The organism is Microbacterium sp. ProA8, from assembly GCF_039905635.1.
Taxonomy (GTDB): Bacteria; Actinomycetota; Actinomycetes; order Actinomycetales; family Microbacteriaceae; genus Microbacterium; species Microbacterium chionoecetis.
The window spans coordinates 3,477,450-3,491,552 of the sequence record NZ_CP157000.1 but is presented as its reverse complement, the minus strand read 5'-3'; the positions used below and the strand labels follow the sequence as shown (position 1 = coordinate 3,491,552).

Sequence of the window (14,103 nt, the reverse complement as noted above, 5' to 3'; positions counted from 1 at the left end):
GGGAACCCCGGTCGTTGAGCGAGGGAGCGCCAGCGACCGAGACGAAACGCCTCGAACAACGCGGGTCATCGGGCGACCGCCGGCTGCTGCTGGGTGATGCAGTGGATGCCGCCACCGCCCGCGAAGATCGGGCGGGCGTCGATCGTCACCGCCCGGCGTCCCGGGTAGGCCGCCTCGAGGATGTCGCGTGCCCGCGCGTCCGCGCGCTCTTCGCCGAAGCCGCAGGCGATGACGCCGCCGTTCACGACGAGGTGGTTGACGTAGCTGTAGTCGACGAAGCCCTCGTGGTCGCGGAGCGTCTCGGGAGCGGGCAGGTCGATGATCTCGAACGCGCGGCCGGCGGCATCCGTCTGCTCCGACAGGAACGCGCGCAGCGTGCGCGACACCTCGAAGTCGGGGTGCTCGGGGTTCTGCTGGGCATGCAGCAGGAGACGGCCGGGCGTCGGGATCGTGGCGACGATGTCGACGTGGCCGTTGGTGCCGAGCTCGTCGTAGTCGCGCGTCAGGCCCCGCGGCAGCCAGATGACCTTCGTGGCGCCGATCGTGCGGTGCAGCTCCGCCTCGACGCGTGCCTTGTCGGCGTAGCGGTTGCGGCGAGGGTCGAGCTGCACGGTCTCGGTGACGAGCGCCGTGCCCTCGCCGTCGACGTGGATGCCGCCGCCCTCGTTCACGAGCAGCGAGCTCACGAGCTCCGCGCCGACGAGTCCGGCCGCGAAGCGCGCGTGCTCGGCGGCCTTGGTCCACGACGCCCACTCCGGGGCGCCCCAACCGTTGAACACCCAGTCGACGGCGCCGAGCATGCCGGGGCGTTCGTCGTCGACGACGAACGTCGGCCCGTGGTCGCGGAACCAGAACTCGTCCACGGGCGTCTCGACGATCTCGATGCCCTCGCCGAGCATGCGCCGCGCACGTTCAGACTTCGACGGATCGACGAGCATCGTGACGGGCTCGAAGTCCGCGACGGCGTTGGCGACCGCGCTCCACGCGGCGTAGAAGCGGTCCTGCTCGGCGGGGTCGTCGCCGAGCGTCTGCCCGTCGTTCGGGAACGCCATCCACGTGCGCTCGTGCGGATCGCCCTCGTGCGGCATCCTCCAGGCCATCGTCGCCCTCATCTCTGCACGGCTCACGGGGAGTCCGGCGTCGCGATGTTCGTAATTGATCTGTCGATCAATAGAGAAGATATCTATGCTGGCGAGACCATGTCAAGCACATCGTCACGGCCGCGCACCCGCAAGGCCCCCGCCGAGCGCGCCGCCGAGATAGTCGCCGCCGCGACCGAGATCGCCCGTGAGCACGGCCTCAGCGCGCTCACCCTCCGCGCCGTCGCGGAGCGAGCCGGGGTCGCTTCGGGCCTGGTCGCGCACTACCAGCCGTCCATGGACGACCTCATCGCCCGGGTGTACGCCGACCTCGTCGAGGAGGAGGTGCGCGAGGTCGAGCAGGTCGTCGACACGATCGCCGACCCGGCCGGGCGACTCGGCGCGCTCATCGACACGCTGATGGACGGCGGGCGCGACGAGCTGACCGTCGTCTGGGTCGAGGGCTGGGCGATGGCCCGGCGCAACGAGCCCCTGGCGCTCGCCGTGCGCGCGCAGATGCAGCGCTGGCAGTCGCTGGTCGAGGGCATCGTGACGGACGGATGCCGCACCGGCGCCTTCTCGACGACCGAGCCCGGCGAGGTGGCGTGGGAGCTCATCGGCATGATCGACGGGCTCAACGCCCAGTCGCTGGCGCGCGGCACCGACACGACGCGCTTCGCTCTACGCACGGCCCGCGCCGCCGAGGCGCTCGTGGGGGCGCGGCCCGGATCGGTGCCGGTCGGCGCATGAGCCGCGTCCAGTGGCACGAGATCCCTCCTCCGCTCCGCGCGGCGATCGAAGGCGTGCTCGGTGAGCCGGTTGCGGCGGCGCACTCGCAGTCCGGCGGATACTCGCCGGGGTCGGCCGACCGCGTCGTCACGGCGTCCGGCCGTCGCGCCTTCGTCAAGAGCGCCGGTCTCTCGGTCAACCCCGATACGCCCGGCATCCACCGCGCCGAGGCCGCCGTCACCGCATCGCTGCCGCCGGCGATCCCCGCCCCGGCGCTCCTCGGCTTCGTCGAGCACGAGGACTGGGTAGCGCTGGTACTCGAAGACGTCGAGGCGCGGCATCCGTCCACTCCCTGGCAGCCCCGGGAGCTGGAAGCCGTGTTGGACGCCCTGCACGTGATGGGATCGACGCCGCTGCCGCTCGACGCCGCCGTGTCCGAGCTCGCCGACGCGATCGCGGGCGACGCGGACCTCTGGCGGGCCATCGACACCTCGACGCTGCCGCCGCTGCCGCGCGGAATCGACGACTTCGTCCGCGCACACCACGAGGAGCTGACGGATGCCGCGGCCCGCGCCGTCGCGGACGTCCGGGGCGACCGGCTCGTGCACTTCGACACGCGCGCCGACAACATCCTGTTGCGCGAGGACGACTCCGTCGTGTTCGTGGATTGGCCGTGGGGTGCGCGGGGCGTGCCCTGGTTCGACGCGCTGTCGCTGCTCATCAACGTCCGGTACTACGACCCCGACGCCGACATCGAGGGCATCGTCTCGCGGCATCCGGTCTTCGACGGCATGGCCGCGGGTGCCGCCACGCGGGTGCTCGCGGGCTTCGCCGGGCTGTTCCTCGGCTCATCGCTCCGGCCCGATCCGCCGAGCATGCCGACCCTGCGGAGGTTCCAGCGCGACCAGGCGATCGTGACGCTGGACTGGGTGCGCGAACGCTGGGAGGGTTGAGAGCCGTGGGCGAGCTCGATGACCCGGTGGTGGTGGAGTTCCCGCTGCGCGGGGAGGGCTGGATGGCCGTCACGACGCCGGCCGCCCGGATCCCGAGTCACGGGGTCGACATCCTCGGGCAGCGCTACGCGTTCGACTTCGTCAAGGTCGACGACCGGCCGGGCGTGCACGTCCACCCCGCCTCGACCTTCACCGCCTCCACCGTGGGCGGGCGCACCGACGGGTGCTACGCGTGGAACGCGGGGATCCACGCGCCGTTCGACGCCGAGGTGGTCGCGGCCTCCGACGGCGTCCGCGAGCGGCGATGGATCAACCCGTTCCGCGAGGTCGCGCGCATGGTGTGGAACGGCATGACCTTCCGGCCCGACAGGATCCCGGCCGTCCTCGGCAATCACGCGATCCTGCGCGCCGGCGACGTGTACGCGGGCTTCGCGCATCTCAGGCCGGGGAGCGTGCAGGTGCGAGTGGGCGACCGGGTCGCGGCGGGCGACGTGCTGGGCAACGTGGGTCACACCGGCAACTCGACCTCGCCGCACCTGCACTTCCAGCTCATGGACTCCGCCGACCTGATGAATGCGAAGGGCGTCGCGTGCGCATTCGCCGCCTACGACGTGCGGGCCGATGACGGCTCGTGGACGCGCGTGGCGCGCGGCATCCCGGGTTCTCGTGAGCGCATCCGCTCCATCGATGACGACACCGCGGCCGGTGCGGGCGGCAGCTCGGCCGCGTAGCGATACCGCCTCCTGCTTCACGCCGCAAGCCCCCTCCGCCCGACGTCGAACCGCCGTACTTTCGGGGCAGCGAAGGGAGCAGACCATGAGCAACCCCACCCCGTACCTGGGCCCGATCGGCGACGACGACGACGCGGTGCTCGACGACGACACCGCACTCGACGGCGGCGGCGACGGCGGCGACGACGGCGACGGCATCCTCGACCCGATCCTCGAGGGTGACGACGACCGGCCACTCGATCCCGACCTGGACGACGACCGGCTCGACAGTGCCGAGGCCGACGAGCGCGCCGCCACCGAGGGCACCCTCGACGTGGACGACCGCCCGTGACTCCGCGCGCCGGTCACGCGCCGGCACGCCGCCGCAGCGCCAGGGTGCGACACAGGGCCAGGATGGAGTCATGAACGCCATCCCCACCGTGATCCTCAACGACGGCGCCTGGTTTCCGGAACTCGGACTCGGCACCTACAACCTGCGCGGCGAGGAGGGCATCGATGCCATCGTCGCCGCCATCGAGGACGGCTACCGGCTGATCGACACCGCCGTCAACTACGAGAACGAGCGCGAAGTGGGGGAAGCCGTCCGCCGCAGCGGAGTCGACCGCGACAAGCTCCTCGTCACCTCCAAGATCCCTGGGCGGCACCACGGCCGTCAGCAGGCCATCGACAGCATCAAGGGATCGCTCGATGTGATGGGCCTGGACCGCATCGATCTCCAGCTGATCCACTGGCCCAACCCCAGCGTCGGCCGGTACGTCGACACCTGGCGCGGCATGATCGAGGCGCGCGAGCAGGGCCTCGTCCGGTCGATCGGCGTCTCGAACTTCACCGAGGGCCACCTCACCGAGCTCATCGAGGAGACCGGGGTCGTCCCCGCCGTGAACCAGGTGGAGCTGCACCCCTACTTCCCGCAGGAGGCGCTGCGCGCCTTCCACCGGACGCACGGCATCCGCACCGAGAGCTGGAGCCCGCTCGCGCGCCGCAGCGAGCTGCTGACCGAGCAGATCATCCACGAGCTGGCCCACATCCACGACGTCACGCCGACGCAGGTCGTGCTGCGCTGGCACACGCAGCTCGGCAGCACTCCGATCCCGAAGTCGGCCGATCCCGATCGTCAGCGTGAGAACGCCGACGTGTTCGGCTTCACGCTCACCGACGACGAGGTGGCCGCGGTGTCCGCGCTCGAGCGCGGGCGGCTGTGGGACGGCGATCCCCTCACCCACGAAGAGATGTGACCGCGCGCGCGATTCCCGTGCGGCTCACGCGTCGGGAAGGGCGTCGAGCCACTCCGTGAAGGTCTGCGTGCCCCGCAGCGCGCCGGCGCGCGGCAACAGGGCGCCGGAGCGGAAGGCGCGGCCGAGCGCGCCGGGCGTGTTCACGATCGGCAGCGGCCCGCGGTAGCCGATCGCGTGGGCGTACCGGCGCACCATGTCGGCGAGACTCTCCTCCCGCGGACCGCCGAGGTCGGTCGCCCTGCCGGCAGGGTCACCCTCGGCGAGGTCGACGAGGTGCGCGGCCACCTCCCGCACCGCGACCGGCTGCACGCGTCCCGACGGTGCGACGTGCGCGCCCGCGTGGACGCGGTGGAACGTCATCGCCGCGTACTCGTGGAACTGCGTCGTCCGCAGGATCGTCCAGGGGATGTCGCCGCCGGCCACCAGCCGCTCCTGCGCGAGCTTGCCCGCGTAGTAGCCGTCGGGGGCGGCCTCCGCCCCCACGATCGTCAGCGCGAGATGGTGCGGCACGCCCGCTGCGCGCTCCGCCGCCAGGAGGTTCTTGGTGGCCCCGGCGAAGAACATCACGGAGACGTCGGGCTTCGCCGTCACGACGTTCGTGACGTCGATCACCGCGTCGACCCCGTCGAGCGCGCCCGCCAGGCCGGCGCCGCTCAAGAGCTCCACGCCGGTCCGCCGTGACAGCACAGTGACCCCGTGCCCGCGCTCGCGCCCGACCGCGGCGACATGCTCGCCCGTCATGCCTGTGCCGCCGGCGATGGCGAGTCTCACGGGATCCTCCTGCGCGTGTCGACGTGCTGCAGAGTCTCAACCTGGCTCGGGGGTCGTGCCACGCCCAGCGTATCCGCCCGGGAGAAGGCCGATCAGGGCTTGAAGATACGAGCGGCTCGTGCCCGCTCGGGGGAGAGTACGGGCACGAGCCGCTCACGGGGTCGGTACGGCGAGCGCACGGCCTCGAAGGGGCAGAGGGCGCCGCCCCCGACCTGGATACGCCTGCCTCAGCCGAGCTCGCGCAGCCAGTCGGCGAACGTCTGCGTCGCAAGTACCGCGTCGCTTCCCGGCAGGGCGAGGCCCGCGCGCATCGCCTTCATCTGCGCACCCGGAAGGCTCGCGGAGGGAATCCACCCGCGGCGGCCGGTGCGACGCGCGTACGCCTTCACCATCTCGTCGAGCGCCTCCTCGCGCGGCCCGGCCAGATCGGCCACCCGGCCCTGCGGTGCCCCGGCGGCGAGCGTCGCGAGGCGCGCGCCGACATCGCGCGCGGCGATCGGCTGCACGCGGGCTCGCGGGGCGACGTGCAGGGGACCCAGCTTCGCCCGGTCGAACAGCTGACCGGCGAACTCATGGAACTGCGTCGCCCGCAGGATCGTCCATGGAACGTCCGCGGCCTCGACCACACGCTCCTGCGCGAGCTTGCCGGCGTAGTAGTCGTACGGCATCCGGTCGATGCCGACGATCGACAGCAGCACCAGGTGGGGCACTCCCGCACGCGCGGATGCCGCCACGAGGTTGCCCGTCGCCGTCTCGAAGAACCGGATCGCCGCTTCCGCCGACAGCGTGGTGATGTTGGCGGCGTCCACCACCGCGTCGGCCCCGCGCAGTGCCGCGTCGAGCCCGCCGCCGGCGGTGAGGTCGACCCCGGTGCGTCGGCTCAGCGGTACCGCATCGTGCCCGTCTGCGCGCAGCGCCTCCACGACCCGGCTCCCGACGACACCCGTACCTCCGGCGACAACGACCTTCATGCCCACTCCCTTCGACCCGGACACCATCATGCGCACACTCGCCGCGCTCATCCACAGGCGGAAGAGCGGCGCTCGTTCCTCTGATGGTGTCGGTTAGCGTGGATCCATGGCGACCCCCACCGACTCCACTCCGTTCGATTCGCTGGCCGACTACATCGCGCTTCCCCGCGTGGAGGCGCTCGCCCTCTCACCCGACGGGCGCACCGCCGTGCTCACGGTGGCGGCGCTCAAGAAGGACGGCACCGGCTACGAGCGGGCGCTGTGGGCGGTGCCTGCGCACGGCGGGGGCACGCCGCGCCGGCTGACGCGGTCGGCCAAGGGCGAGGCAGGCGCCGCGTTCACCGCGAGCGGCGACATCCTGTTCGTCTCCGCCCGTCCCGACTCCGAGGGCGAGGCCGACGACGAATCCGGCCAGCTCTGGCTGCTTCCTGCCGCCGGCGGTGAAGCCCGCCCGGTGACGCGGCTGGCGGGCGGAGTCGAAGCGATCACGGCGACCGCCGAGGCGTCGGACCGCGTGGTGATCTCGGCCTCCCTCCTTCCCGGCGGCGACACGCTCGAGAGCGAGGCGGCGCTGCGCGCGAAGCGCAAGGAGAAGAAGGTGTCGGCCATCCTGCACGACACCTACCCGGTGCGCTTCTGGGACCACGACCTCGGACCCGCCGAGCCGCACCTGCTGTCGATCGACGTCGACGCGCTCGAGGACACCATCGCCGCCCTGGTCGACGAAGCGGCGGCCGACGTCGCGGCTGCGCAGGAAGAGGCTGCGCAGGATGCCGCACCCGGCGCGGACGCCGACGCGCCGGCATCCGCCACCGAAGACAAGCCGTACCCGACCACGCTGCCGCGTCCCCGCGACCTCACGCCGAAGCCGGGGCGCTCCGCCGACCACGCCGAGGCGGCGCTCACCCCGGACGGCGCCACCCTGATCGCATCCGTCGAGCAGCGCGAGCAGCGCGCGGGCCGCCGTGTCATCGTGGCGATCGACACCGCCACCGGCGAGCGCGCGACCCTCTTCGACGAGGTCGACGTGGACTACGAGATGCCCGCCGTGAGCCACGACGGCACGCGCCTCGCGTACCTGCGCACGGTCAAGAGCACTCCCACGGCGCCCACCGACTACGAGGTGTGGGTGGCCGACCTCGACGGCAGCGGCGCCCGGCGCATCGTCGCCGACTGGGATCGCTGGGCATCGTCGCTGGCGTTCGCCGCCGACGACGCCGCGCTCATCGCCACCGCCGACGAGAACGGCCGCGGGCCGGTGTTCCGCCTCCCGCTGGACGGCGGCGCAGCCGAGCGGCTGACCGACGACGATTTCGCGTACTCCGGGGTCGCGGTCGACCGCACCACGGGTGACCTCGTCGCACTGCGCTCGTCGTGGGTCGTGCCGCCGCACCCCGTCCGCATCTTGATGGACGGCACCGCCACCCCGCTCGCGACGCCCGCGGCGAGCCCCGCCGCACCCGGCTCGATCACCGAGGTCGAGACGACCGCCGAGGACGGCGCCCGCGTGCGCGGCTGGCTGCTCCTGCCCGACGGCGCGTCGGCCGACGCTCCGGCGCCGCTGCTGCTGTGGATCCACGGCGGGCCGCTCAACAGCTGGAACGCCTGGAGCTGGCGCTGGGCGCCGCTGCTGGCCGTCGCCCGCCGTTACGCCGTCCTGCTGCCGGATCCGGGGCTCTCCACCGGTTACGGCCTGGACTTCATCGCCCGCGGCTGGAACAGCTGGGGCGACAAGCCCTACACGGACCTGCTCGCGATCACCGACGCCGTCGAGGCCCGCGACGACATCGATCAGACCCGCACGGCGGCGATGGGCGGCTCGTTCGGCGGCTACATGGCCAACTGGGTCGCGGGACACACCGACCGCTTCCGTGCGATCGTGACGCACGCGAGCCTGTGGGCGCTCGACCAGTTCGCCGGCACCACCGACAGCTCCGAGTACTGGCAGCGGATCTTCACGCCCGAGGCGATGATCGAGAACTCACCGCACCAGTTCGTGCGCGACATCCGCACCCCGCTCCTCGTCGTGCACGGCGACAAGGACTATCGCGTGCCGATCGGGGAGGGGCTGCGCCTGTGGTCGGAGCTGGCCGAGCACCATGCCGACGACGAGGGCCGCATGCCGCACCGCTTCCTGTACTTCCCCGACGAGAACCACTGGGTGCTCAAGCCCCAGCACGCCGTCGTCTGGTACGAGACGGTGTTCGCGTTCCTGGCCGAACACGTGCACGGCGAGGAGTTCGCGCGGCCCGAGCTCCTCGGCTGACGCGTCCCGGTCAGTGCGGGGCGTGGTACTCGGTCTCGCCGCGCTTCCAGTAGCCCTTCACGATCACGTGCTCGGCGCTGAGGCCCCACCGGTCCAGCAGCAGCGCGCGACCGGGCTTCACGATCGACTGCTCGGCCGCGACGAACCCGAACACCGAGCCGGCCGGCCGGTCGTCGGAGTGGAGGGCATCCAGTCGCGCCGCGAGCGCCGCACCGGCCGGAGCGCCGTCGCGGTGCACCTGCTCGACCACGACGCCCGCCGGAGCGTCGATGGCGAGCTCGTGGGCGGCATCCGTCACCTCCACCAGGATGCGTCCGACCGCGTCGGCATCCATCGCACGGGAGAAGCGGCGCATCGCCGGCACGGCTGTCTCGTCGCCGGCGAGGAACCAGGCGTCGGGGCGGCCCGTGAGCACCTTCGACCCCCGCGGCCCGCCCACGCCCGCGAGCGCGCCGAGCGGCGCGGTCGCCGCCCACGCCGCCGCGACGCCCGCCGTGCCCGCCGTCGGATCGCCGTGGATCGCGAACTCGAGTTCGAGCCAGCCCTCGCCCCACGCCAGCGGCGTGTACTCGCGACTCGGAGCCGCGCGCAGCTCTTCGACGGACTGCGGGTCGCCGTCGGGGAAGAAGATGCGGAGGTGGTCGTCGGCGCCGAGCGAGGCGAATCCGGCGAGCTCATCGCCCTGCAGGCGCACGCGCACGTACGAGGGGGTGAGCCACTCCCGCGCGGCGAGGGTCACGCGGCGGAAGCGCAGCTCGAGGCCGGTGGGCTCGAGTGAGAAGGCGGAGGTCATGGGTTCTCTCTTTCGATGGAGTCGGGGAGGGGCGCTCGGGTCATTCCCAGAGCACGATGGGGCGGCCGGCGATCTCGACGACGCGTGCCGGAGTGTCGTACAGCGCGGCGAGGCGGTCCTCGGTGACGACCTCGGCCACGGTTCCGTGGTGCACGACACGGCCGGCCCGCATCGCGACGATGTCGTCGGAGTACTGCGCGGCGACGTTGATGTCGTGCAGCACGACGACCACCGTCATCCCGCGCTCGTCGGCGAGGCGGCGCACGAGCTTCATGAGCGCCACACCGTGGCGCGGGTCGAGGTTGTTGAGCGGCTCGTCGAGGAGCAGGTGGTCGGTGTCCTGTGCGAGCGCCATGGCGACGAACGCGCGCTGGCGCTGCCCGCCCGACAGCTCGTCGAGGAAGCGCCCGCGCACCTCGTCGAGGTCGAGCAATTCGATCGCCTGGTCGACGTGGGCGCGGTCGTCGGCGGTGCGTCCCGAGCCGCCGTGCGGAAAGCGCCCGTACGCGACGAGGTCTTCGACGCTGAGGCGGATCGCGAGGTGGTTGTCCTGCCGCAGGATCGCCAGGCGCCGCGCGAGCTCGCGGGACTTGGTGGCGGTCACGTCCAGGCCGTCCACGGTGATGACGCCGCCGTCGGTGCCGACGAGGCGGCCGACGGCGGCGAGCAGCGTCGACTTGCCGGCGCCGTTCGGGCCGATGATGGCGGTGACGCCGGGTCGGATGTCGATCGACACGTCGTCGACGGCGACCAGCGCGCCGTGGCGTTTGACCACCGAGTCGGTGCGGATCATCAGCGGGCCCTTCCGGTGAGAACGAGGACGATGAAGAACAGGCCGCCGACGAACTCGATCACGACCGGAAGCTCGGTGCCGAAGCCGAGCAGGCGGGAGAGGATCAGCTGCCCGCCGACCAGTGCGATCACGCCGATGGCGATGGCCGCGGGGACGCTGCGCAGGTGACGGTGACCGACCGCGCCGTACGCGAGGTTCGCGACGATCAGACCGAAGAAGGTCACCGGGCCGACCAGCGCGGTGGATGCCGCCACCATCGCCGCGATCGCCACGATCACGTGCATCACCACGCGGCGGTGCGGGACGCCGAGCGAGATGGCGGTGCTCTCGCCGAGTGACAGCACGTCGAGCTCGCGGCGGACCGGCCAGAGAGAGGCGAGCGCCACGACCACGAGGACGCCGGTGGGCAGCAGCAGCTCCCGATCCACCGACGTGAAGCTCGCGAACGTCAGATCCTGCAGGATCGCGAACGTGTCGGGGTCGAGCAGGCGCTGCAGGAACCCGGTGACCGAGCGGAACAGCACGCCCAGCACGAGCCCGGCGAGCACGATCACGTGAAGGTCGAGGCGGCGTCGCAGGAACAGCCACCAGTACAACAGCACGATCGACCCTGCCATCAGCACGAGCTCGACCAGCCAGGACGCGAGGGGCGGCGCCGACATCAGGAGCGCCGGCCCGATCGCGAACGCGACGAGGGTCTGGACCGCGAGGAACACGGCGTCGAAGCCCATGATGCCGGGCGTCAGGATCCGGTTGGCGGTGATCGTCTGGAAGAGGACGGTGGATGCCCCCACCGCCGCCGCGGCGATGACCATGCCCGCGATGGTGCGGGTGCGAAGGCCCAGTGCGTACTCCCACTTGCCCGGCAGGTCGGTGAGGAGGAACACGAGCACGATCGCGACCGCGAGTGCCGTGAGCGCCCAGAGGGCGCCGGTCGGATGCCGCAGGCTCCGGGTCGCGCGGCGGGCGCCGTCGAGGAACGTCGCGGTCATCGCGGCGCCTCCTGTCGGGCCGGGGTCTGCGGACGGCGTTGCGCCGCAGCATCCACCGGCTTCGCCGTCCCCAGCAGCAGCCACAGGAAGACGACGCCGCCCAGCACTCCCATCACGAGCGAGATCGGGATCTCGAACGGAAAGCGCACGACGCGCCCGACGATGTCGCAGAGCAGGACGATCGCGGCGCCCAGCAGCGCGACCAGCGGGACCGCGCGCCGCATGTTGTCGCCGATCAGGCGGCTGACGATGTTCGGCGCGATCAGCCCGAGGAACGGAAGGGCGCCGGTGACGACCATCAGGATGCCGGTGACCAGCGCGATGATCGTGACCCCGACGCCCATCACCGCACGGGTGTCGAGGCCGAGACCGCGCGCGGCGTCGTCGCCGAGGCCCGCCACGGTGAAGCGGTCCGCTGCGATCCAGGCCATCAGCGCCGCGGCCGCCGCGAGGTAGAGGATCTCGTACCGGCCCCGCAGAATGCTCGAGAAGTCGCCGACGCCCCAGCTGAGCAGCTCCTGCAGCATGTTCGACCGATAGGCGACGAACGTGGTGACGGCCCCGATCACGCCGCCGTAGAGGATGCCCACGATGGGCACGAGCACGCTCGAGCGGGACGGGATGCGGCGAGCCAGAGCCAGGAAGCCGAACACGCCCACGAGGGCGCCGACCGTGGCGAAGATCGCCTTGCCCCAGATCGGCAGGCCGGGAACCGACATCAACACGGCCAGCAGCGCCAGGCTCGCGGCATCCGTGGCCCCCGTCGTACCGGGCTCGACGAACCGGTTGCGCACCAGCAGCTGCATGATGAGGCCGGTGATGGCGAAGGCGGCGCCGGCGAGCACGAGAGCGACGGTGCGCGGGATGCGGCTGGCGAAGAGGATGAATCCGTCGAGTTCGGCGACGCCGATGAACAGCGAGATCGTCGCGAGGGCGGCCACCGCGGCCACCCCCGCGACGATCCAGAGCGTGGGGGAGAGGCGGCTCAGGACTCCGCGCTCCCCACTCGGACGACGTGCGGCATGACGGCTCAGCCGGCGATGGCCTCGTGCACCGACGTGAGCACGTTCTCGATGGCGGTCAGGCCGTTGATGACGATGTAGAGCTCGCTGGCTGGCAGGTACACGATGTGATCGTCCTGCGCGGCAGTGGTCTGCGCGACGAGCTCGTTGTCGAGCGTCTCTTCGGCGCTGGAACCCTCGCCGGTGGCAGCGCCACGGTCGAACGCGAAGATCCAGTCCGGGTTCGCGGTGAGGATGAACTCGTTCGTCACGGTGTCGCCGTGGGGCGAGCCCTCGGCGCCCGGAAGCTCCGCGGCGACGACCGCCGGGGTCCAGCCGAGCTCGTCGAAGAAGTAGCCGAAGCGCGAGCCCTCGCCGAACGCGCCGACCTCGCCGCCCGAGACGGACAGGACGAGCGCGGTGCCGTCGGCGTCTGACTCGACGGTCGAGACGAGCTCGTCGATGCCGGCGGTGAGCTCGGCGACCTCGTCCTCCTTGCCGAAGATCTCGCCCAGCTGCGCGGCCCGCTCGAGGCCGGCACTCGGGTCGAACGTGCCGGCGTAGGCGCCGGTGAGGTCGATCGTCGTGGCGATCTCGGACAGCTCGTCGTATTGGCCGGTGCTGCGCGCGGCGGTCACGATGAGCTCGGGCTCGAGCTCGGCGACGGCCTCGAAGTCGGGCTCGAAGAGCGTGCCGACCTTCGGGAGGTCGGCGTACTCCGAGAGGTAGTCGGGGAGCACGGCGTCGGGGATGCCGACCACCGCGTCGCCGGCGCCGATCGCGTCGAGCGTGTCGAGGGTCGCGATGTCGAAGGTGACGACCGAGGCAGGGTTCGCCTCGACCTCGACGGCCTCGCGATCGACCTCGGTGTCCTCCTGGTACGACGACTCGCCGTCCCGCTCGACCAGCACCAGGGTGGGCTTGGCGTTCTCGACGACGACGGTCGCCGGCTCGGCAGCCGCGGCGGGTTCTTCGGTCGCGGACGGCGACGAACAGGCGGTGAGGGCGAGAGCGGTGACGCTCAGAGCAGCGGCGGGCAGAAGCAGGCGCGATCTCTTGTGCATGTAGGTAAGGCTATCCTAAGCACGCGGTCGCCTGATTTTGATAAGGTGCGCTCCCGCGACGCCGGCGCCGCGGAATTCCGCTGCCTGCGTCCCGGCCGCCGGTCAGGACGCGTGCCGGACTTCGCAGTCGCTTCCGGGCGACAGGATCGCCTCGTGCCCGTCGTCGTAGCGCACCACGAGCAGCGGATTCTCCCCGCTGCCGCGGACCTCGATCACCTCGCCTGAGCGCTCTGCCGCTCCTACGATGCGGCCGTGGATGACCACGCGGTCGCCGACACTCGCCTGCATGCGGACCACCTCCTGGCGCACACGATACGACGCTCGGGCCCCGATGGGTAGGGCGTCCGTGGAGCCGGTCGGGCCGGTTTCGGATGCGGGGTACATCACGGCTGCGCCGAGAGCAGCGCACTCCCGGCGAGGCGAGACCTGCGCGTCTTCAGCGGGGCTGGAGCCGCGTGTCTCCGGTGGTGCTGAGCTCGCGCCGTCGTCGGGGCTAGAGCTGCGCGCCGTCGTCGTCGCGGTTCTCCAGGCCGACGCTGCGCCCGCGCCACGACTCGTACGCCATGAGCCACCCGATCGACACCGCGGCGGCGAGCACCACGCCCAGCAGCACACTGCCCCAGATCAGCCCGAACACGATCCCCAGTGTGAACATGAGGGCCGTTCCGAGCGCCCAGCCCGAGTGGCCGCGGGTCCAGCCCTTCCGCGTGGTGGTCATGTCGAAA

At 71.8% G+C, this 14,103-nt stretch carries 16 protein-coding genes; 6 read left to right on the top strand and 10 right to left on the bottom strand.

Features of this window, described 5'->3' with window-relative positions; translation table 11 throughout:
- Window positions 1-65: 65 nt before the first annotated feature.
- A complete protein-coding gene (locus tag ABG085_RS15695) occupies window positions 66-1,100 on the bottom strand; it encodes an agmatine deiminase family protein (protein WP_347976669.1) in 1,035 nt (344 codons plus the stop codon).
- 99 nt (window positions 1,101-1,199) lie between these two features.
- Here ABG085_RS15695 and ABG085_RS15690 point away from each other — a divergent pair, with 99 nt between their 5' ends.
- From ABG085_RS15690 to ABG085_RS15670, 5 genes are all read left to right on the top strand, one after another.
- Window positions 1,200-1,829: a TetR family transcriptional regulator C-terminal domain-containing protein gene (locus ABG085_RS15690; protein WP_347976668.1), complete on the top strand. Its 630-nt coding sequence runs from the start codon at window positions 1,200-1,202 to the stop codon at window positions 1,827-1,829.
- Window positions 1,826-2,761, top strand: a complete 936-nt coding sequence (locus tag ABG085_RS15685) for a phosphotransferase (RefSeq protein ID WP_347976667.1) — start codon at window positions 1,826-1,828, stop codon at window positions 2,759-2,761. The genes ABG085_RS15690 and ABG085_RS15685 overlap by 4 nt, the downstream gene beginning before the upstream one ends.
- 5 nt (window positions 2,762-2,766) lie before the next feature.
- Window positions 2,767-3,492 (top strand): M23 family metallopeptidase, encoded by a 726-nt coding sequence (locus ABG085_RS15680; protein WP_347976666.1) that lies wholly within the window; start codon window positions 2,767-2,769, stop codon window positions 3,490-3,492.
- Window positions 3,493-3,577: 85 nt separating this feature from the next.
- Complete coding sequence (locus tag ABG085_RS15675) at window positions 3,578-3,823, top strand: hypothetical protein (protein WP_347976665.1); 246 nt, start codon at window positions 3,578-3,580, stop codon at window positions 3,821-3,823.
- 70 nt (window positions 3,824-3,893) lie between these two features.
- Window positions 3,894-4,727: an aldo/keto reductase gene (locus ABG085_RS15670; RefSeq protein ID WP_347976664.1), complete on the top strand. Its 834-nt coding sequence runs from the start codon at window positions 3,894-3,896 to the stop codon at window positions 4,725-4,727.
- A gap of 24 nt (window positions 4,728-4,751) precedes the next feature.
- Here ABG085_RS15670 and ABG085_RS15665 read toward each other — a convergent pair whose 3' ends face one another.
- Together ABG085_RS15665 and ABG085_RS15660 are read right to left on the bottom strand one after the other, a co-directional pair.
- Window positions 4,752-5,498 (bottom strand): NAD(P)H-binding protein, encoded by a 747-nt coding sequence (locus ABG085_RS15665; RefSeq protein WP_347976663.1) that lies wholly within the window; start codon window positions 5,496-5,498, stop codon window positions 4,752-4,754.
- 227 nt (window positions 5,499-5,725) lie between these two features.
- The gene (locus tag ABG085_RS15660) at window positions 5,726-6,469 is read right to left on the bottom strand and encodes an SDR family oxidoreductase (protein ID WP_347976662.1); all 744 of its coding nucleotides are present in this window, start codon (window positions 6,467-6,469) and stop codon (window positions 5,726-5,728) included.
- A 106-nt stretch (window positions 6,470-6,575) separates the two neighbouring features.
- Between ABG085_RS15660 and ABG085_RS15655 the strand changes: the two genes are divergently transcribed.
- Window positions 6,576-8,735 carry an alpha/beta fold hydrolase gene (locus tag ABG085_RS15655; protein ID WP_347976661.1) on the top strand — a complete coding sequence of 720 codons (2,160 nt, stop codon included), beginning with the start codon at window positions 6,576-6,578 and terminating at the stop codon, window positions 8,733-8,735.
- 10 nt (window positions 8,736-8,745) lie between these two features.
- Here the strand turns inward: ABG085_RS15655 and ABG085_RS15650 are convergent, their stop codons facing one another.
- The 7 genes from ABG085_RS15650 to ABG085_RS15620 form a co-directional block, all read right to left on the bottom strand.
- On the bottom strand, window positions 8,746-9,528 hold the full coding sequence (locus ABG085_RS15650; protein WP_347976660.1) for a siderophore-interacting protein: 783 nt from the start codon (window positions 9,526-9,528) through the stop codon (window positions 8,746-8,748).
- Window positions 9,529-9,568: 40 nt separating this feature from the next.
- A complete protein-coding gene (locus ABG085_RS15645; RefSeq protein WP_347976659.1) occupies window positions 9,569-10,321 on the bottom strand; it encodes an ATP-binding cassette domain-containing protein in 753 nt (250 codons plus the stop codon).
- Window positions 10,321-11,313 (bottom strand): iron chelate uptake ABC transporter family permease subunit, encoded by a 993-nt coding sequence (locus ABG085_RS15640; RefSeq protein WP_347976658.1) that lies wholly within the window; start codon window positions 11,311-11,313, stop codon window positions 10,321-10,323. Before ABG085_RS15640 ends, ABG085_RS15645 begins: the two co-directional genes overlap by 1 nt.
- Window positions 11,310-12,263: an iron chelate uptake ABC transporter family permease subunit gene (locus ABG085_RS15635; RefSeq protein WP_347976657.1), complete on the bottom strand. Its 954-nt coding sequence runs from the start codon at window positions 12,261-12,263 to the stop codon at window positions 11,310-11,312. Before ABG085_RS15635 ends, ABG085_RS15640 begins: the two co-directional genes overlap by 4 nt.
- An 80-nt stretch (window positions 12,264-12,343) precedes the next feature.
- On the bottom strand, window positions 12,344-13,378 hold the full coding sequence (locus tag ABG085_RS15630) for an ABC transporter substrate-binding protein (RefSeq protein ID WP_347976656.1): 1,035 nt from the start codon (window positions 13,376-13,378) through the stop codon (window positions 12,344-12,346).
- Window positions 13,379-13,480: 102 nt separating this feature from the next.
- On the bottom strand, window positions 13,481-13,666 hold the full coding sequence (locus tag ABG085_RS15625) for a DUF1918 domain-containing protein (RefSeq protein WP_347976655.1): 186 nt from the start codon (window positions 13,664-13,666) through the stop codon (window positions 13,481-13,483).
- A 205-nt stretch (window positions 13,667-13,871) separates the two neighbouring features.
- On the bottom strand, window positions 13,872-14,096 hold the full coding sequence (locus ABG085_RS15620; protein WP_347976654.1) for a hypothetical protein: 225 nt from the start codon (window positions 14,094-14,096) through the stop codon (window positions 13,872-13,874).
- Window positions 14,097-14,103: the final 7 nt, after the last annotated feature.

Bases quoted from the DNA above. Each gene is read 5' to 3' on its own strand.
- ABG085_RS15695 (WP_347976669.1), bottom strand. From the start codon at position 1,100: ATGGCCTGGAGGATGCCGCACGAGGGCGATCCGCACGAGCGCACGTGG.
- ABG085_RS15690 (WP_347976668.1), top strand. From the start codon at position 1,200: ATGTCAAGCACATCGTCACGGCCGCGCACCCGCAAGGCCCCCGCCGAG.
- ABG085_RS15685 (WP_347976667.1), top strand. From the start codon at position 1,826: ATGAGCCGCGTCCAGTGGCACGAGATCCCTCCTCCGCTCCGCGCGGCG.
- ABG085_RS15675 (WP_347976665.1), top strand. From the start codon at position 3,578: ATGAGCAACCCCACCCCGTACCTGGGCCCGATCGGCGACGACGACGAC.
- ABG085_RS15670 (WP_347976664.1), top strand. From the start codon at position 3,894: ATGAACGCCATCCCCACCGTGATCCTCAACGACGGCGCCTGGTTTCCG.
- ABG085_RS15660 (WP_347976662.1), bottom strand. From the start codon at position 6,469: ATGAAGGTCGTTGTCGCCGGAGGTACGGGTGTCGTCGGGAGCCGGGTC.
- ABG085_RS15655 (WP_347976661.1), top strand. From the start codon at position 6,576: ATGGCGACCCCCACCGACTCCACTCCGTTCGATTCGCTGGCCGACTAC.
- ABG085_RS15650 (WP_347976660.1), bottom strand. From the start codon at position 9,528: ATGACCTCCGCCTTCTCACTCGAGCCCACCGGCCTCGAGCTGCGCTTC.
- ABG085_RS15645 (WP_347976659.1), bottom strand. From the start codon at position 10,321: ATGATCCGCACCGACTCGGTGGTCAAACGCCACGGCGCGCTGGTCGCC.
- ABG085_RS15640 (WP_347976658.1), bottom strand. From the start codon at position 11,313: ATGACCGCGACGTTCCTCGACGGCGCCCGCCGCGCGACCCGGAGCCTG.
- ABG085_RS15630 (WP_347976656.1), bottom strand. From the start codon at position 13,378: ATGCACAAGAGATCGCGCCTGCTTCTGCCCGCCGCTGCTCTGAGCGTC.
- ABG085_RS15625 (WP_347976655.1), bottom strand. From the start codon at position 13,666: ATGCAGGCGAGTGTCGGCGACCGCGTGGTCATCCACGGCCGCATCGTA.
- ABG085_RS15620 (WP_347976654.1), bottom strand. From the start codon at position 14,096: ATGACCACCACGCGGAAGGGCTGGACCCGCGGCCACTCGGGCTGGGCG.